General features: G+C 63.8%; 17 protein-coding genes. 9 read left to right on the top strand and 8 right to left on the bottom strand.

Translation table 11 applies throughout. The annotated features are described in order from the left end of the window. Positions 1 to 3: 3 nt before the first annotated feature. Positions 4 to 1,353, top strand: a complete 1,350-nt coding sequence (locus FVW59_RS13715; protein WP_148064925.1) for a phosphohexomutase domain-containing protein — start codon at positions 4 to 6, stop codon at positions 1,351 to 1,353. Positions 1,354 to 1,421: 68 nt separating this feature from the next. On the opposite strand, the gene FVW59_RS13710 is transcribed toward FVW59_RS13715, so the two are convergent. Then, positions 1,422 to 2,354, bottom strand: coding sequence for a hypothetical protein (locus tag FVW59_RS13710; protein WP_148064924.1), 933 nt, complete (start codon positions 2,352 to 2,354; stop codon positions 1,422 to 1,424). 25 nt (positions 2,355 to 2,379) lie between these two features. Then, positions 2,380 to 3,954 (bottom strand): SulP family inorganic anion transporter, encoded by a 1,575-nt coding sequence (locus tag FVW59_RS13705; RefSeq protein ID WP_148064923.1) that lies wholly within the window; start codon positions 3,952 to 3,954, stop codon positions 2,380 to 2,382. A 157-nt stretch (positions 3,955 to 4,111) separates the two neighbouring features. On the opposite strand from FVW59_RS13705, the gene FVW59_RS13700 reads away from it, so the two are divergent. Together FVW59_RS13700 and FVW59_RS13695 are read left to right on the top strand one after the other, a co-directional pair. Then, positions 4,112 to 4,780 carry a response regulator gene (locus tag FVW59_RS13700; protein WP_148064922.1) on the top strand — a complete coding sequence of 223 codons (669 nt, stop codon included), beginning with the start codon at positions 4,112 to 4,114 and terminating at the stop codon, positions 4,778 to 4,780. Beyond that, a complete protein-coding gene (locus tag FVW59_RS13695; protein ID WP_148064921.1) occupies positions 4,780 to 6,159 on the top strand; it encodes a sensor histidine kinase in 1,380 nt (459 codons plus the stop codon). Before FVW59_RS13700 ends, FVW59_RS13695 begins: the two co-directional genes overlap by 1 nt. Positions 6,160 to 6,175: 16 nt before the next feature. Here the strand turns inward: FVW59_RS13695 and pgi are convergent, their stop codons facing one another. Then, positions 6,176 to 7,813, bottom strand: a complete 1,638-nt coding sequence (gene pgi, locus FVW59_RS13690) for a glucose-6-phosphate isomerase (RefSeq protein ID WP_148064920.1) — start codon at positions 7,811 to 7,813, stop codon at positions 6,176 to 6,178. 98 nt (positions 7,814 to 7,911) lie between these two features. Beyond that, entirely contained in the window at positions 7,912 to 8,874 is a 963-nt protein-coding gene (locus FVW59_RS13685; RefSeq protein ID WP_148064919.1) for a polyprenyl synthetase family protein, read from the bottom strand. Positions 8,875 to 9,140: 266 nt separating this feature from the next. Here FVW59_RS13685 and rplU point away from each other — a divergent pair, with 266 nt between their 5' ends. From rplU to proB, 4 genes are all read left to right on the top strand, one after another. Beyond that, on the top strand, positions 9,141 to 9,449 hold the full coding sequence (gene rplU, locus FVW59_RS13680) for a 50S ribosomal protein L21 (RefSeq protein ID WP_148064918.1): 309 nt from the start codon (positions 9,141 to 9,143) through the stop codon (positions 9,447 to 9,449). A gap of 15 nt (positions 9,450 to 9,464) precedes the next feature. Then, on the top strand, positions 9,465 to 9,722 hold the full coding sequence (gene rpmA, locus FVW59_RS13675; protein ID WP_148064917.1) for a 50S ribosomal protein L27: 258 nt from the start codon (positions 9,465 to 9,467) through the stop codon (positions 9,720 to 9,722). Positions 9,723 to 10,267: 545 nt separating this feature from the next. Further along, a complete protein-coding gene (cgtA, locus tag FVW59_RS13670) occupies positions 10,268 to 11,452 on the top strand; it encodes an Obg family GTPase CgtA (RefSeq protein WP_148064916.1) in 1,185 nt (394 codons plus the stop codon). 67 nt (positions 11,453 to 11,519) lie between these two features. Next, a complete protein-coding gene (gene proB, locus FVW59_RS13665) occupies positions 11,520 to 12,641 on the top strand; it encodes a glutamate 5-kinase (protein WP_222711517.1) in 1,122 nt (373 codons plus the stop codon). Position 12,642: 1 nt separating this feature from the next. On the opposite strand, the gene FVW59_RS13660 is transcribed toward proB, so the two are convergent. Further along, entirely contained in the window at positions 12,643 to 14,184 is a 1,542-nt protein-coding gene (locus FVW59_RS13660) for an aldehyde dehydrogenase family protein (protein WP_148064915.1), read from the bottom strand. Between the two features lie 163 nt (positions 14,185 to 14,347). On the opposite strand from FVW59_RS13660, the gene FVW59_RS13655 reads away from it, so the two are divergent. Together FVW59_RS13655 and FVW59_RS13650 are read left to right on the top strand one after the other, a co-directional pair. Further along, positions 14,348 to 15,196: a ZIP family metal transporter gene (locus FVW59_RS13655; RefSeq protein ID WP_148064914.1), complete on the top strand. Its 849-nt coding sequence runs from the start codon at positions 14,348 to 14,350 to the stop codon at positions 15,194 to 15,196. 12 nt (positions 15,197 to 15,208) lie between these two features. After that, positions 15,209 to 15,658 (top strand): methyltransferase family protein, encoded by a 450-nt coding sequence (locus FVW59_RS13650; RefSeq protein WP_148064913.1) that lies wholly within the window; start codon positions 15,209 to 15,211, stop codon positions 15,656 to 15,658. Here the strand turns inward: FVW59_RS13650 and FVW59_RS13645 are convergent. From FVW59_RS13645 to FVW59_RS13635, 3 genes are read right to left on the bottom strand one after another with little or no spacing between them, the layout of a single operon-like run. Next, entirely contained in the window at positions 15,655 to 18,768 is a 3,114-nt protein-coding gene (locus FVW59_RS13645) for an efflux RND transporter permease subunit (RefSeq protein WP_148064912.1), read from the bottom strand. The genes FVW59_RS13650 and FVW59_RS13645 overlap by 4 nt on opposite strands. An 11-nt stretch (positions 18,769 to 18,779) precedes the next feature. Further along, on the bottom strand, positions 18,780 to 19,787 hold the full coding sequence (locus FVW59_RS13640) for an efflux RND transporter periplasmic adaptor subunit (RefSeq protein ID WP_148064911.1): 1,008 nt from the start codon (positions 19,785 to 19,787) through the stop codon (positions 18,780 to 18,782). Further along, positions 19,784 to 21,097 carry a TolC family protein gene (locus tag FVW59_RS13635; RefSeq protein WP_148064910.1) on the bottom strand — a complete coding sequence of 438 codons (1,314 nt, stop codon included), beginning with the start codon at positions 21,095 to 21,097 and terminating at the stop codon, positions 19,784 to 19,786. The genes FVW59_RS13640 and FVW59_RS13635 overlap by 4 nt, the downstream gene beginning before the upstream one ends. Positions 21,098 to 21,130: the final 33 nt, after the last annotated feature.

The following is a 21,130-nucleotide window of genomic DNA, read 5'->3' as shown; positions in this document are numbered from 1 at the left end:
GCCGTGGACAAGATTACCTGCTTCAAGGCCTACGACGTGCGCGGGCGCATCCCCGACCAGCTCAACGAGGACATTGCCCGCCGCATCGGGCGCGCCTACGCCGAGGTGGTGAAACCGGAGAAGGTGGTGGTGGGCCACGATATCCGTCTCACCAGCGAGGCCATCAAGGCCGCCCTCAGCGAGGGCCTGATGGAGCAGGGAGTCGATGTTTACGACATCGGCCTGAGTGGCACCGAGGAGATTTACTTCGCCACCTCTCACGCTGGTATGGATGGCGGTATCGCAGTGACCGCGAGCCACAACCCCAAGGACTACAACGGCATGAAATTTGTGCGCGAGGAGTCCAAGCCCATTTCCGGTGACACCGGATTGTTCGATATTCGCGATCTGGCAGAGCGCAACGCCTTTACGCCCGCGCAGAAGCGCGGCGAGTTGCACAAGCTTGACACCGATACGGCTTATGTAGATCACCTCCTTGGCTATGTCGACGTGGCCGCACTCAAACCGCTGAAAATTGTGGTGGATGCCGGCAATGGCGGTGCCGGGCGAATCGTTGACCTGCTGGAACCACACCTGCCGTTTGAGTTCATCAAACTGCATCACGAGCCCGACGGCAATTTCCCCAACGGGGTACCCAACCCGCTGCTGGAGGAAAATCGCGCGGCGACGATTGCCGCGGTGCGCGAACACGGTGCCGACCTCGGCATTGCCTGGGACGGTGACTTTGACCGCTGCTTCTTCTTTGACGAGCAGGGCGATTTTATCGAGGGCTATTACCTGGTGGGGCTACTGGCGGAAGCCTTTCTACAGAAGGAGCGCGGTGCCGGCATCGTCCACGATCCGCGCCTGACCTGGAATACCGTCGCCATCACCGAAGCGCATGGCGGCAAGGCCATCCAGAGCAAAACCGGCCACGCCTTCATCAAGGAGCGCATGCGCAAGGAAAATGCGATCTACGGCGGTGAGATGAGCGCCCACCACTACTTCCGTGACTTCGCCTACTGCGACAGCGGCATGATTCCCTGGCTGCTGGTGACCGGCCTGATGGCCCAGCACGGCAAGCCTCTTTCGGCCATGGTAGAGGAGCGCATGGCGGCCTATCCCTGTAGCGGTGAAATCAATCGCACTATCGAGGATCCGGCCGCGGTGCTGGCGGACGTCGAGGGACGCTATGCAGACACTGCCGAGTCAGTCGAGAAAGTCGACGGCCTGAGCATGAGCTTTGCCGACTGGCGCTTTAACCTGCGCATGTCCAATACCGAGCCGGTGGTGCGGCTGAATGTGGAATCGCGTGCCGATAATGCATTGATGCAGGCTAAAACCCGCGAACTGCTCGCCCTGATCGACGCTTGAATCGTTCCGCCGGGGTTTGATTTGCGTCGCTCCCCGGCGGTCCGCTGCGAGCGCTTCCTCGCCGTCTCCTAGTTTACCGGCAGTGGGTACACACCGAGCTCCGCATCCGCGCGGTAGCAGGCACTGGAGGTGCCTTGTTCCCGGGCCTGCAGTAACAGCAGCGAGTGTGGTGCGAGCTGTGGGGGCGTGCGCCTCCACGGGGAGGGTGCAGGCAGTTTGGCCGATCCCCGACAGATTTGCAGGATCAGGGTGTGCCCCTCCAGCGTGGACAGTAGTGATTCCAGCGCGTCGGTTCGATCCTCCAGTATGCTGAAATCGACATCGACCTGCTCTCCCATGCGCGCGGCGAGATCCAGGCACAGTGCACTCAGCTCGCCCTCCAGTTGCGGGTAGGCATCGCGCTGTGCTTCCTGTGCCAGCAGGATGGACGAGGGGCTCACTTCGAGGGCGTTGCTATCGAAAGCCGGTGGCATTTGCATGCAGATTCGGAGCGTCGAGCCCCGCTGCCAGGGCAGGGCAACCAGGCGATCGCAGGGGAAGCTGCCCAGCTCGCGGGCAAGCAGTGGTATCACCACCTGCATTGGCATACCAGCGGTTTCGGGGGCAATGGCAGACGCATTGACCACCTCCAGTGAACAGCGTGTTCGCTTGAACAGCTGGCGCGCAAGCTTGTGAATGCCGACATTGAAACTGCGGCCCTGCCCTTCTGTATCGTGTAGCAGAATGATATTGCTGTGATACTGCAGGGCGCTGGCAACCAGCGATTCAGTGAAGTCGCCAGTCATCAGGTGGACGCGCACTGAGCGCACTCTGTAAGTGAGGATAAAATCGCGGGCGATCTCGTCCAGAACCTGCCCCTGATCGCCGGTTGTGGCAGTCGGCGCCTGAGGGGTGACCATAAGGACATCGAGGTCGATTTTCGCTGTATCGAAGCGCAGCGCGAAGTAGGGCCCCAGCCGCTGCAGGTCGGTGTCAGGACAGATGGGCAAAAGTACTCTCATGACGGTCTCCAGCGCTCGCCGCCGATCAGGCTGCTACCAGCATGTCTGAGCGCGGCTGTGCCCTGGTTTCAGGTTCCGGCTCAAGAATGTCGACGGCAATCCCGCGGGTTTCCGCGGTGCTGATAAAGTCCGCCAGCGCTTCCTCGACATCGTAGTTGATATAGACGCTGCCGCGCTTGTCGATCACGACATGGGCGTGGTCCGGGATTTCGCTCAGCTCCTTGCGGATGGCGCCCTTGTTGAGGAAGGTCACCTCTTCCGCCAGGCGCAGGGTAACCAGCAGCCGGTTGTTCTGTTCGGTGCTCTCGCGCCGGTGCAGGAAGTGTGAATTGCGGTAGTTGCGCTGTAGCAGCGCCAGGATGGCGATCGCCATGCCCAGGCCGACCCCGGTCAGCAGATCGGTCAGAACCACGGCGCTGACGGTCACAATAAAGGGCAGGAATTGCTCCAGGCCGCAGTCCCACATTTTGCGGAACAGGGCCGGTTTGGCCAGCTTGTAGCCGGTCACCAGCAGGACGGCCGCCAGCACGCCCAGAGGAATGACGTTCAGCCAGTGCGGGAGAGTGGCAACGCAGACCAGCAGCAGGCCGCCGTGGATCATGGTGGATGCCTTGGACTGGGCGCCGGTTTGCAGGTTGACCGAACTGCGCACAATCACCTGGGTGACCGGCAGACCGCCAATCAGGCCGGAGACGCTGTTGCCCACGCCCTGCGCCACCAGTTCGCGGTTGGTCGGGGTGGTGCGTTTCTGCGGATCCATCTTGTCGATGGCTTCGACGCTCAGCAGCGTTTCCAGGCTGGCCACCACGGCGATGGTTATGGCAACGGTCCACACTGCGGAGTTGGTGATCTGGGAAAAGTCGGGCAGCGTGAAGAGGCTGACGAATTCACCGAAACCGGAGGCAACAGGCACGCTGACCAGCTGCGATTGCAACAGTGCCAGGCTGTCGGATCCGGCGAAAGCAAAATGCAGCAGTACGGCGACGGATACGGCGACAACCGGCCCCGGCAGCATGCCCAGCCAGCGGTTCTGTTTGATTGCTCTGCTTTCCCAGCCAATCAGGATGGCGAGAGAAATCAGTGAAATCAGCAGTACCCCGGGGTGAACCATGGCGAATAGCCCTGACAGCGACGTGGCGGCAGCGGCGCCTCCCGACTCCATCATCGCGATGTCGCCAGTGGCATTGTCGCCGAGGCCAAAAGCATAGGGAATCTGTTTCAGGATAATGATCAGGCCGATGCCGGTCAGCATGCCGTTGATCACCGAGGTGGGAAAGAAGTAACCGAGCACGCCGGCGCGCAAGGCGCCGAGCACGACCTGCAGGATGCCGCCGAGTACGACGGCAAGCAGGAAGGTTTCGTAGGCCCCGAGGCTTTCGATGGCGCTGAGTACGATGACGGTGAGGCCCGCTGCCGGGCCCGAAACACCAAGTGCGGAGCGGCTGATACCGCCCACCACGATGCCGCCGACAATGCCGGCAATCAGGCCGGAAAACAGCGGCGCGCCGGATGCGAGAGCGACGCCCAGACACAGGGGCAGGGCGACGAAAAAGACGACAATACTGGCCGGGATGTCTTTCTTCAGGTGTTGCAGGCTCATTGCTGCGAGGTCCTCTGGAACTGGATGGGCTGCCTAGCCTAGAGAGCAAAGCTTTCAACAACCTTTCAAGCGCCGCATTTTCTTTGTTTTTTCTCCGGCACAGAACTTTGCCTGTTCTGCAGGGTCACATCCTCCTTATCAATTTTCTGGTATGCCTATGAATATCCTGCTGGTGGAAGACGATCCGCTTATCGCTGAAGGCCTGCTGAAAGCGTTTCGCCAGGCGGGGCACAGCGCTACCCATGTTACGCACGGCGCCCGTGCTGACGGGATGTTGTGCGCCTATGATATGGATCTGGTGATTCTGGACCTGGGGCTGCCCGACATGGATGGCGTGGACGTGCTGCGCAGATTGCGCTCGCGGCGGGATCGCACGCCGGTGCTGGTGCTGACAGCGAGGGACGGGATCGAGCAGCAGGTGATTGCCCTGGACGCCGGTGCAGATGACTATCTTGAAAAGCCCTTCGATCTGCGCGAGTTCGAGGCGCGGGTCAGGGCGCTGCTGCGTCGCAGCAATGCACAGGCTACGGATGAAGTCGCTGTCGGTATATTGAGCGTCTCCCCTTTTCACCGCTCAGCTTCGTTGGGAACTGTACGCCTCGAACTGCCCTCCCGTGAATACGAAGTGCTCGAGGCGCTGGCCCTGAACAGTCCGCGTGTCGTGACCAAGGCGCGCCTTGCGCAGCGTCTGGTGACCCAGGGAGAAGAAGTCGGTGACAATGCGGTAGAAGTCTATGTCCATCGCTTGCGTCGCAGGCTGAAAGACTCCGGGCTGACAATCCGCACGATGCGCGGTGTTGGCTACCTGCTGGAGGAAGAGGGCTGATGCCCAGGCTCGGCCTGCGGGCCCAGCTGCTGCTACTGGTCGGTGGTCCGCTGTTTCTGCTGCTGCTGGTGGAAACGCTTGTTTCCTATGCCATCGGCCTGCACACGGCAAACCAGATATTTGATCGCTGGTTGCTGGATTCCGCCTACTCTCTTGCCCACGAAGTACAGCGTGACGACGGTGAAATCCGTTTCAGGGCAGAGCCTACCGCCATCGAGATGTTCGAATGGGACGAGTTCGACAGTGTTTACTTCCATGTCGCCAGGCTCAATGGCGAATACCTGGCCGGCCGGCCGCAGGCCTGGCTGGCGCTGGATAATGAACAACTGCGCGCTGGTCCGTTCTTCACCGATACCCATATCGACGGCAGTCGGGTGAGAAGTGTCAGCGTGCTGACTGATCTTGGCGCGGGCGAAGCGGCGATCATTAGCGTTGCTGAAACCCTCAACAAGCGTACGCCCCTGGTGGAAACTCTGCTGGCAGAGGTGCTGGGTTCCAAGCTGCTGTTTTTCATCGCCGCTCTGTTTGTGGTGGGCGTGGCCGTCCAGCGCGGCATTCGTCCTCTGCTGGTGTTGAGGCGGGAACTGGCCCGACGCTCTTCCCGCGACCTGACACCGATAGAGGTGCATGCGGCTCCCGAGGAAGTGGAATTGATCGTCGAGAATACCAACCTGCTGCTGCGACAACTGGAGGCGGCGATCGATTCCCGCGAACAGTTCGTTGGCAATATATCCCACCAGATGAAAACACCGCTGGCAGGTATCAAGCTACAGGCGCAACTCGCCCTGCGGGAAGACGACCTGGCGTCTGTTCACTCGGCCCTGGACGCCACCTCGCGGGCCGCTGACCGGATGGCCCATGTCAATGCCCAGTTGATGAAGCTTGCCCGCGCCGAGGCGGCGGTCGGGCGTGGCTTGCAGGTGGAGCCAGTGGACCTTACAGAAGTGGTCAACGACGTAGTTGAAAACCTGCACAGTCTGTTGCTGAGTCGGGATGTCAGGGTCGAACTGGAACTGCCGCCGCAGGTGGTTGAAGTGCTGGGGGAGTATATGCTCCTGCGCGAGATGTGCTGGAACCTGTTCGAGAACGCCGCGCGCTATGTGCACATTGGCGGTACGGTCTGGGTGACACTGGAAATCGTCGGCAGCGAAGTGATTCTGATCGTCGAGGATAACGGGCCGGGCATTGCGCAGAGGCACTGGCCGCGACTGTTTGAGCGCTTCTATCGCTGCGATGCCACAAACCCGGAGGGCTGTGGCCTGGGACTGCCGATTGTGCGCGAGATTGCCCTGGCGCACGGCGCCGCGGTCGATGTTGTGGCGCCCGTGCGCGCTACCGGCGCGCGGCTGGTAGTGGTCTTTCCGGCGATGGCCAGCTGAGTCGGGGCAGGCCAGCTCAGTCCCGGTATTGGCGCCACTGGGCAAGGAGTGCCTCGGTGGCCGGATCCAGCGGCGCGGTGCGCGCTTCGCCAGCCATGCGCTGGAAAATATCCACGCCGATTTCCTTGCCCAGCTCCACGCCCCACTGGTCGAAGGAATTGATGCCCCACAGCTGGCCGCTGCAGAAAGTGCGGTGCTCGTACAGTGCGATCAGTGCGCCGAGGCTGTGGGGGGTGACGGCCGCGAAACTGATGACACTGTTGGGGCGGTTGCCGGGCATGGCCAGATGCGGTGCGAGGCGTTCTGCCTCTGCCGCATCCAGTCCGCGCGCCAGCAGGGATTCCCGGGCTTCGTCCGGCGTGCGGCCGACCAGCAGGGCGCGGCTCTGGGCCAGGCCATTGGCCACCAGGCGCTGGTGCTGTTCAGCCATGCCGGTGTGGGTGGTCAGCGGCAGGATAAAGTCCACCGGGCACAGGCGGGTACCCTGGTGCAATAGCTGGTGGAAGGAGTGCTGGCCCATGGTGCCGGCGCTGCCCCACAGCACCGGGCCGGTGTCGTAGTCCAGGGCGCTGCCGTCGGCGGCCACGCGCTTGCCGTTGCTTTCCATGGTGAGCTGCTGCAGGAAGTCCGGCAGCCTGGCCAGGCCCTGGTCGTAGGGCAGTACCACGTGGTTGCCGGCGCCGAAGCCGTTGCAATACCACACTTCCAGCAGACTCATCAGCATGGGCAGGTTGTCTGCCACCGGCGCGCTGGCAAAGTGGGCGTCCATGGCGGCAGCGCCGTCGAGGAACTGTTCGAAGTGCTCCCAACCCAGGGCGATGGCGCAGGACAGGCCCACTGCCGACCACACCGAGTAGCGCCCCCCCACCCAGTCCCACATCGGCAGGCAGTTGTCGCCGGAAACGCCGAATTCGGCCGCGGCCGCCAGGTTGCTGGTAATGGCGAGGAAGTGCTTGTCGAGATCGGAGACCTCCGCGCCGGCATTGATCAGCCAGGCGCGGGCCGCCAGGCCGTTGGTCAGGGTTTCTTCGGTGCGGAAGGACTTGGAGCAGATGATAAAAAGGGTCGTGGCCGGGTCGAGGTCCAGCAGCGTGTCCTGTAGGTCGGCCGGATCCACATTGGCTACATAGTGGCAGTTGATGTCGCCCTGAAAGGGCTTGAGCGCGTCGGTTACCAGGCGCGGCCCGAGATCTGAACCGCCGATGCCGATATTCACCACATCGGTAATGGCCGCACCGGAAAAGCCCCGCTGCTCGCCGCTGTTGATGCGTCCGGCCCAGTGGCGCATTTGCGCGCGGGCTTCCACCACCTCGGCGAACTTGTCTTCCAGCCCCGGTGCGCTGCTGGCGCGCAGCAGGCTGTGCAACGCCGGGCGGCCCTCGGTGTTGTTGACCTCGGCGCCGCCGAGCAGGGCCTGGGCTTTGCGGGGCAGCTGCGCCTGCTCGCCCAGTTCCAGTAACCTGGCCCGGGCTGCCCCGTCCAGCAAGTGCTTGGAGTAGTCCAGTCGCAGGCCGGCGGCCTGGGCGACAAAGGCTTCGGCGCGGTTCCCTTCCCGCTCGAACAGGGCCTGGATGCTGGTGGACTTCAGGTCGGACGCGAGCGCCTGCAGTTCGCCGAAGGCGGGCAGGTCGGTCAAGAGAGGTGAGGATGTCATGGGCTTTCCCGGGCTGGAGAAAGCCCGTGAGTATAGAAAGCCGTGCTGCTATCTGTAAAGAGACAACGTTGTCACCGTCGCCTGCGAAGGCAGGTGAGTCAGTGGTCCCGCTGGATTGACAGGGCGGTTATCGCCAGCAGGGCTTCCCGTGCCGGTCCCGATGGAATGCCCTGCAGGCAGCCCAGCGCCTGGTCGTGGTAGCGCCGGGCCTGTTCCCGGGTGAAGTCACAGCTGCCGCAGCGCTGCACGGCGGCAACGACGTCTGCCAGCCGCCCCGCGGACTTGCTGGCGATGGCCTCCCGCACCAGTGTGCGCTCTTCCTGAGTCCCGTTTTCCATGACGTGGATCAACGGCAGGGTCACCTTGCCCTCGGTAAGATCGTCGCCGACATTCTTGCCCATGGTCGCCGGGTCGCCCTCGTAGTCCAGCACATCGTCGATCATCTGGAAGGCGATGCCCAGGTTCAGGCCGTAATCCGCCAGCCGCTGGCGCTCCTGTTCCGGCTGCCCGGAGAGGGCGGCGGCGCCGTAACAGGCCGCGGCGAACAGGATGGCCGTCTTGCGGGTAATAACTTCGAGGTAATCCGCCTCCGTGGTATCCGGGTTGCCGGCACGCACCAGTTGCAGCACCTCGCCTTCGGCGATGGTATTGGTGGTGTCGGCCATGTGGCGCAGGATGTCCATGTCCTCCAGCGTCACCATCAACTGGAAGGCGCGGGTATAGAGGAAGTCGCCCACCAGCACGCTGGGGGCATTGCCGAATTCGGCGTTGGCGGTGGGACGCCCCCGGCGCAGGGTGGAAATATCCACCACATCGTCGTGCAGCAGCGTGGCGGTGTGAATGAATTCGATTATCGCGGCGAAGGCGATGTGGCGCTCAGTGCAGCCTCCCAGTGCCGCGCCGCACAGCAGGGCCAGCAGCGGGCGCAGGCGCTTGCCGCCAGCGTCGACGATATAGTGGCCAACGTTTTCCACCATATCGACGTCGGAGTGAAGCTGTTCGACGATCAGGCGATTCACCGCCTCGAATTCATCGGCAACGCTGGCGCGGATTTGCTGCATGGAAGGGTGCCCTGGAAAATGCCGGATGCTAGGGTGCCCCCCTGGGGCTGTCAAGGCGGTGGCCGGGGCAGGCAAGCCGCAGTGCGACTAAGGTAAACAGTCCTTGCCCAGTGGGGGTGTTTTCAGTAGAATCGCCGCCCTCTGCACCTGTCCCGGGCCCTTGTGGCCGTTCCGGGTGTTATTTCAACTGTTTGTGCCTGGCTCTGCCCCCTTGATTTACAAGGGTTTTTTGCAACCGCGAGCAGGCTAATTGAACGGAGCGCGCAATGTACGCAGTAATTGAAAGCGGTGGCAAGCAGCACCGCGTAGTTGAGGGCGAGACCCTCAAACTCGAGAAACTGGAAGTGGCCACGGGTGAAGCCGTGGAATTCGACCGGGTTCTGATGATCGGCGGCGACGATGTGAAAATCGGCACCCCGCTGGTGGCGGGCGGCAAGGTCACTGCCGAAGTGGTCAGCCACGGCCGTCACGACAAGGTGAAGATCGTCAAATTCAACCGTCGCAAGCACCATCGGAAGGAAACTGGCCACCGCCAGTGGTACACCGAGGTGAAGATCACCGGTATTAACGGCTAAAGGAGCTTATCGACTATGGCACACAAGAAAGCTGGCGGTAGTACGCGTAACGGCCGCGATTCGGAAAGTAAACGCCTTGGCGTGAAGCGTTTTGGCGGTGAAGTGGTAAAAGCGGGCAACATTATCGTGCGTCAGCGCGGTACGCGCTTCCACGCGGGCGACAATGTTCGCATCGGCAAGGACCACACTCTGTTTGCGACTTCCGAGGGCAGGGTCGAGTTTGTGGTCAAGGGCCCGAAAAATCGCAAGTTTGTTCAGGTGGTGAGCGCCTGAGCGACGGTTCGCAAGAACTGAACGAAAGCCTCGTCAGATGACGGGGCTTTTTTTTGCCTGCTTTTGAGCCTTGGCTGGCCAGGCTTAGTGGTACGGGGACTTCGCCGCCCGGCCACCAACCGTAGGTAGGCCTCCTCGGACACGCTACAAGCACATCCATGTGCGCTCGACAGCGGCCGTCCATGGCCGCTGACGGTCCGCGGAGGCCTACCTACGGCTGGCGGCCTGATTGGGTAGTATTCGAAAACTTGGGCATTACTCCTGTCTTCGAAGTCGGCTGTATGAGTGTCCCCATAAAGAGCGGGTGGAGTGCGGGTGAAGCTATTCGGGACCGTCAGCGGCCTGGACGGCCGCTGCCGAGCCCCCATGGACGGGTTCACGGCGTGTCCCGAATAGCTTCACCCGCACTCCACCCGCGTGTTCAGGGCTCCGGTGATTGTGGCGGAGAGCGCACCGGCAACCCGATCGCGAGTGAAGTACACTTAATCCTCATTGAGGTTTACGCAGAGCAGGCCGGAGAATCTGGTCGCAAGAGACCGAGAGCCATGAAATTCGTAGATGAAGCAACAATCAAAGTGTTCGCCGGCAAGGGGGGCAACGGCTGCCTGAGTTTCCGGCGGGAAAAATACATCGAGAAAGGCGGCCCCGACGGCGGTGACGGCGGTGACGGCGGCAGCGTCTTCATGGAGGCCGACGAAAACCTCAACACCATGGTCGACTACCGCTTCCAGCGCAGCTACCGCGCCGAGAGCGGCGAGGCCGGGCGCGGTCGCAACTGCACCGGCAAGAGCGGCCTGGACCTCGTGCTGAAAGTGCCGGTGGGCACCACCATCATCGACGAGGATAGCGGCGAGATCCTCGGCGACCTGTCCGCCCACGGCGAACAGCTCAAAGTGGCCCAGGGCGGCTTCCACGGCCTCGGCAACACGCGCTTCAAATCCAGCACCAACCGCGCTCCCCGGCAGACCACCCCGGGCAGTGAGGGCGAGGCGCGCAACCTCAAGCTGGAGCTGAAAGTGCTGGCCGATGTGGGGCTGCTGGGATTGCCCAATGCCGGTAAATCCACCTTTATCCGCGCCGTATCGGCGGCCACGCCGAAGGTCGCCAACTACCCCTTCACCACCCTGGTGCCGAACCTCGGCGTGGTCAAGGTGGACGGCCACCGCTCCTTCGTGGTGGCGGATATTCCCGGGCTGATCGAGGGCGCTTCAGAGGGCGCGGGTCTGGGGGTTCGCTTTCTCAAGCACCTCACCCGCAACCGCATTTTGCTGCACATTGTGGACATGGCGCCCTGGGACGAGATAACGCCCGCCGAGGCGGCCCTGTCCATCGTGCGTGAGCTGGAGCGCTTCAGTCCAACGCTGGCCGGGCGCCCGCGCTGGCTGGTGCTGAACAAGGCGGATCTGCTGGACGAGGAAACGTTTGCCGAGCGCCGTCAGGAACTGCTGGATACGCTGGGCTGGGAAGGGCCGGTGTATGAAATTTCCGCCATCAGCGCCACCGGCACAGAGCGCATCTGCCAGGACCTGATGATCCACCTGGAGGAGCAGCGCGAGCGGGAGGCGGCGGATCCTGAGGTGCTGGCGGAAGAGCAGGCCACCCAGTCGCGCATGCAGGAGGAGGCGCGGGAGCGTATCGCCGCCCTGCGCGCCAGCCGTCGTCAGGCGGCGGAGGATGACGATGACTCCGATGATGACGATCTCGACGTGGAAGTGGAGTACGTCCACTAGGCAGGATGGCCGCGCCGGAACAGCAAACGACAACAATGACAATGGCAACAACGACAGGGACAGGGGCGTGAGTGAGCGCAGTGAAGTCGCCGGGGCGCGGCGCTGGGTAGTAAAGGTGGGCAGCGCCCTGCTCACCAATGACGGCCGCGGGCTGGACCAGGAGGTGATCGGCTCGCTGGTGGATCAGCTCGCCGCCCTGCGCCAGCGCGGTTGCGAGGTGGTGCTGGTATCCAGCGGCGCGGTGGCCGCCGGCATTGTGCGCCTGGGCTGGTCGAGTCGCCCCTCCGCCCTGCACGATCTGCAGGCCGCCGCCGCGGTGGGCCAGTCGGTGCTGGTGCAGAGCTATGAAAACGCCTTTAACCGCTATGGCATTGCCACCGCCCAGATCCTGCTGGGGCACGACGACGTGATCGCCCGCGACCGCTACCTGAACGCCCGCGGCACCCTGACCACCCTGCTGCAACTGGGTGTGATGCCCATCGTCAACGAGAACGATACCGTGGTCACCGACGAAATCCGCTTTGGTGACAACGACACCCTGGCGGCGCTGGTGGCCAACCTGATCGATGCCGACGCCCTGTTGCTGCTCACTGACCAGCAGGGATTATTCAACGCCGACCCCCGCCACAACCCCGCCGCCGAGCTGGTGCGCCAGTGCGACGTGCACGCACCGGAACTGGACGGTATGGCAGGAGAGGGCGGTGTGCTGGGGCGTGGCGGCATGGTCACCAAGCTACGGGCCGCGCGCCTGGCCGCCCGTTCCGGCAGTGAAACCCTCATTGCATCGGGTCGCGAGCCCGACATTGTCCAGCGCGCGACCAGCGGCGAGGATGTCGGCACCTGGCTGCGCACCGGCAAGCAGCCCCAGAATGCGCGCAAGCAGTGGCTCGCGGGCATGGTGCGGGTGCCGGGCAGCGTCGAACTGGACGACGGCGCTGTGCGGGTCCTGCGTGAATCCGGCCGCAGCCTGCTGCCGGTGGGGGTGGTCGCGGTGCAGGGCAATTTCCAGCGCGGCGACATGGTGGCCTGCCGCGACCGCCAGGGGCGGGAAGTGGCGCGCGGGCTGGTGAATTACAATGCCGAAGAGGCGCGCCGCCTGCAGGGCAAGCCGTCCAGCGCGATTGCGGACATTCTCGGCTATCGCGGTGACGAGGAACTGATTCACCGCGACAACCTGGTATTGCTCTAGCTCAGCTCAGCCAGCGTCCCAGCGGTGTCTTGCGCCACATGAAGTCCATTAGTTTGCGCATGCCCTCCGCGCTCTTGGCACTGTTGGGGTAGGCGTTCTGCATCTTGCCGCCGAAGCGGTCGATGACGATCGGCATCTCATGGCAGTAGCCGCGCAGGCCCTTTTTGCCGTTCACCTGCCCCACGCCCGACTGCTTGCGCCCGCCGAAGGGGGCGGCGGGAATGCCGTAGCTCACCGCCATGTCGTTGACGCTGCAACTGCCGGTATCGATAGCCTGGGCCAGGCGGTAGCCCTTTTCCTTGTCTTTGGTCCACACGTTGCCGTTGAGGCCGAATTCGGAGTCGTTGGCCAGTTGCAGGGCCTCCTCTTCCGAGGCGACCTTCTGGATGCAGAGAATGGGGCCAAAGGTCTCCAGGTTCATGATGTCCATGCTGTGATCGACATCGGTCATCACGGTGGGTTCGTAGTAGAGCCCGGGCAGGTCCGGATTGCGGCGCCCGCCCTGGTGAATGGTGGCGCCCTTGGCGCGGGCGTCCTCTACGTGGGCCTCGATGATGGCCATTTGCCGGTCCCAGAACACCGCGCCCACGTCTTCTTCCCAGCCGTACTGGCTGCCCTGTTTGACCTGCTTCCCCTTCTCCAGTACCCGACGCAGAAACTCGTCGTAGACCGAGGCCACCACGTAGATGCGCTCGGTGCCGCAGCAGTAGTGGCCGGTGTTCATGCAGGAGCCCAGCCAGGCGCCGTCGGCGGCGCGCTCGAGGTCGGCGTCGGCGCACACGATCATGGCGTCGTTGCCACCCAGCTCCAGGGAGCAGGGAATCAACTGGCTGGCGCAGGCCTCGGCCACTTTGCGGCCAGTGGCGACGCTGCCGGTGAAGGAGACCTTGTCGACCCCGCCGCGGACGATGGCGGCGCCGGTCTCGCCGTCCCCCAGCAGTACCTGTAGCACACCTTCCGGCAGCCCGGCATCGCGCAGGATGGTCTCGGCCAGTTTGGCGGAATAGGGAGTGACTTCAGAGCCCTTGGCTACCACCGTGTTGCCGGCCAGCAGGGCCTGCACCGCCTGGTTCATCACCAGCACGAAGGGCCCGTTCCAGGGCGTGATCAGGCCCACCACGCCGAGGGGCTTGTAGACAATCCGCAGCTGTTTGGCGATGCCGATAATGCCGTGCACCTTGCGCTTGCGGGGCTTGAGGAATTTTTCCGCGTTTTTGGCGTAGTAGCACAGCGAGTCCGCCACCGAGAAAATCTCCATGCTCATGGCATCGGTGCGGGCCTTGCCGGTCTCCGCCACCACGGTGTCGATGATTTCATCCTGCCGTTCCAGCACCAATTGCAGGGCGCGCTCGGCGATTCTGGCCCGCTCGCGAATCGGGGTGGCGGCCCAGGCCGGCTGCACCTTGCGCGCCAGGGCAATGGCCTCGGCCACGTCCTCGCTGTTGGCGCACACCAGCTCGCCGGTCGGCTCCAGGGTGACGGGGCTGCGCAACTGCAGGTGGCGGCGGGAATCGCTGGATTCGATGGGCTCGTAGATGGCCATGGTGTGGCTCCGATTGGGTATTATTCGTCCAAACTAATGACCGTTAGTCTGGCTGTCAATGGCATCTCGGCTCAGCCTGCTGGCCGCCGCGGTCATGTCTGCATTACAGGCGGGCGGCAAATATGGAATAATCGCGCGCTTGCCCCAACGCTGCGGAAACCTCATGTCGGTGTCACCCACACTGCTGCTCAGTCTGTACTGTCTCGCCATCGCCGGCTTTTCCCTGCTGGGCGGCCTGCTGCCCAACTGGGTGCGCATGACCCATACCCGCACCCAGCTCATCATGAGTTTTGTTTCCGGCTTGATGCTGGGGGTCGCCTTCTACCACCTGCTGCCCCACAGCATGGCGCTGCTGGGCGGGGCCCACGCGGCCGATGTGTCGGTGTGGTGGGTGATGATCGGCCTGATCACCATGCTGCTGCTGCTGCGCATGTTCCACTTCCACCAGCACGATTTCAGCCACGAGGAGCACGTTCACCACGAGCACCACCACGAGCACGCCCACGGCACCGTGCACAGCCTCAGCTGGGTGGGTATCGCCCTTGGCCTGGGGGTCCACACACTGATCGACGGCGTGGCGCTGGGAGCGGTGTTGCAGGGCATGGTGGGTGGCCACGGCATGGCCGGCCTGCTGGGCGTCGGAGTGTTTCTGGCCATCCTGCTGCACAAGCCGCTGGACGCCATGTCCATTGTCACGGTGATGGAGGCAGGCGGCTGGAGTGCCGCTGCCCGGCGCCGGGCCAATGTCCTGTTCGCGCTGATGTGCCCGCTGGGCGCCTTGCTGTTCTATTTCGGTGTGGACGTGCTGGGTGAGGCGCGTCACCACGGCGTCGCCATTGCCCTGGCCTTTTCCGCCGGGGCCTTCATTTGTATCGCCCTGAGCGACCTGTTGCCGGAAGTCCACTTTCACAGCCATGACCGGCTCAAGCTGACCCTGGCCTTTATCGCCGGGATTGCACTGGCCTACGGCATCGGTAGCCTGGAGCCGGCCGGGGCCCACCTGGCCCACTGAGGAGGGAAGACTGTGGTCAAACGCGTGATTTATCCGCCCATGTGGCTGGTGATCGGGGTGATCGCCATTTTCGCTCTCAACGAGTTCCTGCCCGGGCCGCGCTTTACCGGCTCCCTGAGCTGGCTGGCCGGTGGTGTGCTGCTGGTGGCCGGGCTGGCGATACTGGTGATCGCAGGCGGACTGTTCCAGCGTGCAGGCACCGATATGATTCCCTTCCGCAATGTTTCCGCCCTGGTGACGACAGGCGTCTATGCCTTCAGTCGCAACCCTATGTACCTGGGCATGGCCCTGGTGCTTGCCGGTACCGCGGTGACGGTGGGCGCCAGCACTGCACTGCTGGTGCCGCCCCTGTTCATGGCGATCATTGAGTGGCGCTATATCCGCCCGGAAGAAGTCCTCCTGCGGGACTTGTTCCCGCAGGAGTACCCCGCCTACTGTGCGCGGGTGCGGCGCTGGCTCTAGCGGGCCGGTTCCCGGCGATGTAGCCACTGGTACAGCACCGGCAGCACTACCAGGGTCAACAGGGTGGAGGAGATGATGCCGCCGATGACCACCGTTGCCAGCGGCCGCTGGACCTCCGCCCCGGTGCCTGTGTTGAGCGCCATGGGCACGAAACCAAGGCTGGCCACCAGCGCCGTCATCAAAACCGGGCGCAGACGCGTCAGTGCCCCTTCGATCACCGCCTCCTGCAAGGGTTTGCCGCCTTGCCACAGGTCGCGGATAAAACTCACCATCACCAGCCCGTTCAGCACCGCCACGCCAGACAGTGCGATAAAGCCGACGCCCGCCGATATCGACAGTGGCATATCCCGCAGCCACAGGGCCAGGACACCACCGGTCAGCGCCAGTGGCACCCCGGTGAAAATCACCAGGGCGTCCCGCACTGAACTGAGTGCCATGATCAGCAGGCCAATAATAATGGCCAGGGTCAATGGCACGACCAGCGTCAGGCGCGCCGTGGCGGATTCCAGCTGTTCGAAGGTACCGCCGTACTCGAGCCAGTAGCCCGGCGGCACGGCCACCTCGCTCGCGATGCGTTGGCGTACGTCCGCCACGAAACCGCCGAGGTCGCGCTCCCTGACGTTGGCGGTGACCACAATCCGGCGTTTGCCGTTTTCGCGGCTGATCTGGGCCGGGGCAGGGGCGAGGCTGAGATCGGCGACTTCGCTGAGGGGCACATAGTCGCCGCCCGGCAGCGACACCGGCAGGAAGGCGAGATTGTCGATATCGCGACGGTCCGCTTCCGGCAGCCGGACCATCAGCTTGAAACGCCGGTCGCCCTCGTAGATCAGCCCGGCCTCTTCGCCACCGATACCCGCCGCCACCAGGCTCTGGAGGTCGTCCAGGCTGAGGCCGTAGCGGGCCAGTGTGGTGCGCCGCGGGATGACCGACAATACCGGCAGGCCGGACACCTGCTCCACCCGGGCGTCGGCCGCCCCCGGCACTGCATTGACTACCGCGAGGATGTCGTTTGCCGTGCGTTCCAGCACGGCCAGGTCATCGCCGAAGACCTTGATCCCGAGGTCGGCCCGCACCCCGGAGATCAGTTCGTTGAAGCGCATCTCGATCGGCTGGGTGAACTCGTAGTTGTTACCCGGCAGTTCGCGCAGCGAGGCCTCCATCGCCTGCAGCAGGTCGGCCTTGCTGCGATCGGGGTCGGGCCAGGCGCTGCGGGGCTTTAGCATCACGAAGTTGTCGGCCACGTTGGGTGGCATCGGGTCTGTGGCGACCTCCGGGGTGCCGATTTTGGCGAAGACCTTGTCGACCTCGGCAAAGCTGGCCAGGCGCTTTTCCACCTGCTCCTGCATCGCCACCGACTGCTCCAGGCCGGTGCCGGGTATGCGCATGGCGTGCAGCGCGATATCGCCCTCGTCCAGTTGCGGGATGAATTCCGATCCCAGGGTTGTGAGCAGCAGAGCGCAGCCGAGCACCAGCGCCGAAGCGGTGCCCATCACCGCCCAGCGCAGGCGCAGGGCCAGCCGCAGCAGCGGCGCGTACAGCGCCTTGCTGGCGCTGATCAGCGGGCTTTCTTTTTCCTTGACTCGCCCCGACATAAACAGCGCCACGGCGGCGGGCACCAGGGTCAGCGCCAGCACCATGGCGGCGATCAGCGCCATCACTACGGTGGCGGCCATGGGGTGAAACATCTTCCCCTCAACCCCGGTGAGGGCGAATATCGGGATGTACACCACGGTGATGATGGCAACACCAAACATGCTGGGGCGAATCACTTCCGTGGTGGCGCTGAACACCACATCCAGTCGTTGACGCAGCGGCAGGCGTGCATTGTTCGCGGGCTGCTCCTGGGCCAGACGCCGGATACAGTTCTCGACGATGATGACCGCGCCGTCCACGATCAGGCCAAAATCCAGTGCACCCAGGCTCATCAGGTTGGCCGACACGCCGGTGCGCACCATGCCGGTGATGGTGGCGAGCATGGAGAGCGGAATCACGGCGGCGGTGATCAAGGCCGCGCGCAGATTGCCCAGCAGCAGGAACAGCACCGCGATGACCAGCAGTGCCCCCTCGAGCAGGTTTTTCTGCACGGTGGCGATGGTCTTGTCCACCAGGGTGGTGCGGTCGTAGACCGTCTCCACCACCACGCCGGGGGGCAGGCTCAGGCGGACTTGCTCCAGGCGCTCCGCGATATCACTGGCCACCCGGCGCGAGTTCTCGCCCATCAGCATCATGGCGGTACCCAGCACGGTTTCCCTGCCGTCGCGGGTCGCGGCCCCGGTGCGCAGCTCCCGGCCTATACCGACCTCGGCGATATCGGCAACGGTGACCGGCACAGTGCCGTAGCGTCCGACCACCACGCGCTGGATATCCTCGATGGCAGCGAGTTGCCCCGGGGAGCGCACCAGCAACTGCTGGCCGTTGCGTTCGATATAGCCGGCGCCGATATTGTTGTTATTGCTGCGCAGGGCATCCAGCACCTGCTGCAGGCTGATACCGAATTCCAGCAGTTTCATCGGCTGGGGCTGCACGTGATACTGCTTGTCGTAGCCGCCGATGGTGTTGATTTCCACCACGCCCGGCACCTGGGCCAGTTGCGGCTTGATGATCCAGTCCTGGATCTCTCGCAGGTCCATGGCGGTGTAGCGATCGCCGGCGCCGGTCAGGGCACCGTCAGTGGCCGCAACGGTATAGCTGAAGATCTCCCCGAGTCCGGTGGCGATAGGCCCCATTTCGGGCTCCAGGCCCGCGGGCAGCGCGCTTTTGATGGTCGAGAGCCGCTCATCGATCAGATTGCGCGCGTGGTAGATGTCGGTGCCTTCATTGAACACCACGGTGACCTGGGACAGCCCGTAGCGCGACAGCGAGCGGGTGTAGGCCAGGTTGGGCAGGCCGTAGAGTGCCGTTTCCACCGGGAAGGTAATCCGTTGCTCGGCTTCCAGCGGGGAATAGCCGGGGGCCTCGGTATTGATCTGCACCTGTACGTTGGTGATGTCGGGCACCGCATCAATGGGCAGTTTCTGGAAATGCCAGTAGCCTGCCGCCATCAGCAAGAACATCAGGCACAGCACCAGGTGGCGCCTCTCGATGGAGGCGCGGACGATGGCTTCAATCATTGTTCCGCTCCCTAGTGTGCGTGCTCTGCGCCGGATTTCAGTAACTCGGCCTTGAGCAGATAGCTGTTTTCCACCACATAGTTTTCGCCCTGCGCCAGGCCGGCGGTAATTTCGGTGAACCGTCCATCGGAGCGGCCCGCATCGACCTCCCGCGCGGTGAAGACATCACCGTCCTGCACGAACACCACCTGCCGGTCCTCCAGCGTCTGCAGGGCGGCGGATTCGACCACCAGGGCGACACTCACCTTCTCCGCATCGATCTGGGCGCTGACCATGTCACCGGGCGCCATGTCGCCAAGGCTATTGGTGAGCTTGACCCTGGCCAGCACGTAGGGTTGTCCCTCAGTGGCAGGGGTCACGCTGGCGATGGTGCTGTCGTGGATGTGGCCGGTGTGGTTGACGTGAACATCCTGCCCGGGGGCCACTTCGAAGCGCTGGCTGGGAAATATCTTCAGCTCGGCCCAGAGCTTGCTGCTGTCGACCAGGGTGAACAGCGGGGCATCGCCGGTCAGTTCGCCGATGCTGCCGTTGCGCGCCTGGACCACCGCAGCGATCGGCGCGCGCAGTTCATAGCTGTTCAGGCTCTCGTTGGACTCGATCACCGCCAGCAACTGGTTGCGCTCGACGGCGTCGCCGACATTGACCCGGATATCCCTGATCAGGCCCGGGAAACGGGCGCGGGTCTGGGCTACCTGGTCGGGCGGTGTCACCAGCCGCCCGTAGACGCTGATATGCCGTTCGATACTACCGGGGCCGGCGATGCGGATGGCAATACCCGACTCGCGGACGATGTCCGGTGTCAGCGAGACCGAATCCCCGTCGCTATGTGCCTCGACGTCGTGGTCGTCCTGATCGTGGCCGCGGGATGGCGAGTCGTCGGCATGGCTGTCCGGCGCGGTCTGCCGGTTGTCTGCGTGGCTGTGCCCCCCCTCGCCGTGCGAATGCTGAGCCTGCACAAGGAGCGGGCACAGCAGGGAAAGGCAGAGGATGATACAAGGCAGTGTGTGTTGGCTTTTCATGGTGTCGTCCCGGATTGTTTGGTGTCGGCGGCGCCGGTGGCGCTGGCGATGGAGACGCCGCTCAGTTGTTCGATCACAGCCAGGCTGAGCAGGGCCTCGCTGGCGGTTTCGATGATTGCCACGTGGGTCTGGATCAGCTCCTGTCGGGCATCCAGCCAGTCGAGGTAGCGGTAGGCGCCGCGCTCATAGGCGTCGCGGGTAGCGGCGAGGGCCTGTTCCAGCAGAGGCACCACTTCGCGCTGCAGTTGCATGGCGGTAGAGCTGTTCTGGCGGTAGTTCTGCCAGGCCGTGTAGAGCGTGGCGCGCAGTTCCAGCAGGCTGGCCTGCTTGCGGTATTCCACCTCGGAGCGTTGCGCCAGCGCTGTTTGCAGGTTGCCCTGCTGGCGGCTGGCGGTGAACAGCGGCAGGGAGAGGGCGGCGACCATGGCCGTATCGTCGCTTGCGGCAAACTGGCGCACGCCGAGACTCCAGCCGATATCCAGGCGCGAGCGGGCCCGCTCCAGGTCAACCGCCGCCTGGCGCAGGCGTTGTTCCGCGCTGAACAGGCGGATAGCGGGGCTTTCGGCAACCCGTTGAAACAACTCCTCAAAACTGCCGGGATCCGCAAATGTCAGCAGGTCGCCTTCAAGGTGGTCAAACTCGATACTCTCGGCGCCCCACAGACTCGCCAACGCCATCTTGCTGCTCTGCAGCTCGCTCAGCATTGTTGCATGCTGCAGTTTCGCCCTGGCGAGGTCTGCCTGGGCGCGCAGGCCTTCCGCCTGCGGCGTGGCGCCGCTGGCAACACGCCTGCTCACCAGTTCATAGGCGTTCTCGGCCAGTGCTTGTGCCTGTGCGCTCAGCGCGACTTTTTCCTGCAGTACCTGTGCGCTCAGGTAGCGGCGGGTTACCTCGCCCAGCAGGTCCAGAGCCTCTGCCTGGCGCGCAGCCTCGGTCTGGGCCATGCGCGCATCGACGACCGCCAGGCGAGCCGTCGGTTTGCCCCCCAGTTCGATCACCGACGACAGGGAAAGGGTCAGCTCGGCGCTTTGTGCGCCTCGCAGTTCGTTGCTGCCGAGCAGGTTCTCGGCGTCGAAAGTGACGCTGGTGGCCGGTCGCAGGGCGGCGTTCTGGCGCTCCCCTTCGAGGGCCGCGACGCGCCAGTCAAAGACCGCCAGGCGGGGATGCCGGGCTATCGTCAGCCGGCTGGCATCGGCGAGGGACAGCGGTGGTTCCGGTGCACCCGAGGCGTCCGCGACAATGGTCATGGCAAGCGCCATGATGCGCAGGCACGCGAGGGCACGCCGGCGTATTCCGGTAGTGTTTTGCATGATCTGTATCCTGTGTTTTTGCGATTCCCCAGC

Origin of the sequence: Parahaliea aestuarii (assembly GCF_008064635.1) — a bacterium.
GTDB classification, from domain to species: Bacteria; Pseudomonadota; Gammaproteobacteria; order Pseudomonadales; family Halieaceae; genus Parahaliea; species Parahaliea aestuarii.
Note: the sequence above shows the minus strand (reverse complement) of the source record. Positions and strands in the feature narration are given on the sequence as shown.

Coding starts and splice junctions, on each gene's coding strand:
- FVW59_RS13710 (WP_148064924.1), bottom strand. CDS start 2,354: ATGAGAGTACTTTTGCCCATCTGTCCTGACACCGACCTGCAGCGGCTG.
- FVW59_RS13705 (WP_148064923.1), bottom strand. CDS start 3,954: ATGAGCCTGCAACACCTGAAGAAAGACATCCCGGCCAGTATTGTCGTC.
- FVW59_RS13700 (WP_148064922.1), top strand. CDS start 4,112: ATGAATATCCTGCTGGTGGAAGACGATCCGCTTATCGCTGAAGGCCTG.
- FVW59_RS13695 (WP_148064921.1), top strand. CDS start 4,780: ATGCCCAGGCTCGGCCTGCGGGCCCAGCTGCTGCTACTGGTCGGTGGT.
- pgi (WP_148064920.1), bottom strand. CDS start 7,813: ATGACATCCTCACCTCTCTTGACCGACCTGCCCGCCTTCGGCGAACTG.
- FVW59_RS13685 (WP_148064919.1), bottom strand. CDS start 8,874: ATGCAGCAAATCCGCGCCAGCGTTGCCGATGAATTCGAGGCGGTGAAT.
- rplU (WP_148064918.1), top strand. CDS start 9,141: ATGTACGCAGTAATTGAAAGCGGTGGCAAGCAGCACCGCGTAGTTGAG.
- rpmA (WP_148064917.1), top strand. CDS start 9,465: ATGGCACACAAGAAAGCTGGCGGTAGTACGCGTAACGGCCGCGATTCG.
- cgtA (WP_148064916.1), top strand. CDS start 10,268: ATGAAATTCGTAGATGAAGCAACAATCAAAGTGTTCGCCGGCAAGGGG.
- FVW59_RS13660 (WP_148064915.1), bottom strand. CDS start 14,184: ATGGCCATCTACGAGCCCATCGAATCCAGCGATTCCCGCCGCCACCTG.
- FVW59_RS13655 (WP_148064914.1), top strand. CDS start 14,348: ATGTCGGTGTCACCCACACTGCTGCTCAGTCTGTACTGTCTCGCCATC.
- FVW59_RS13645 (WP_148064912.1), bottom strand. CDS start 18,768: ATGATTGAAGCCATCGTCCGCGCCTCCATCGAGAGGCGCCACCTGGTG.
- FVW59_RS13640 (WP_148064911.1), bottom strand. CDS start 19,787: ATGAAAAGCCAACACACACTGCCTTGTATCATCCTCTGCCTTTCCCTG.
- FVW59_RS13635 (WP_148064910.1), bottom strand. CDS start 21,097: ATGCAAAACACTACCGGAATACGCCGGCGTGCCCTCGCGTGCCTGCGC.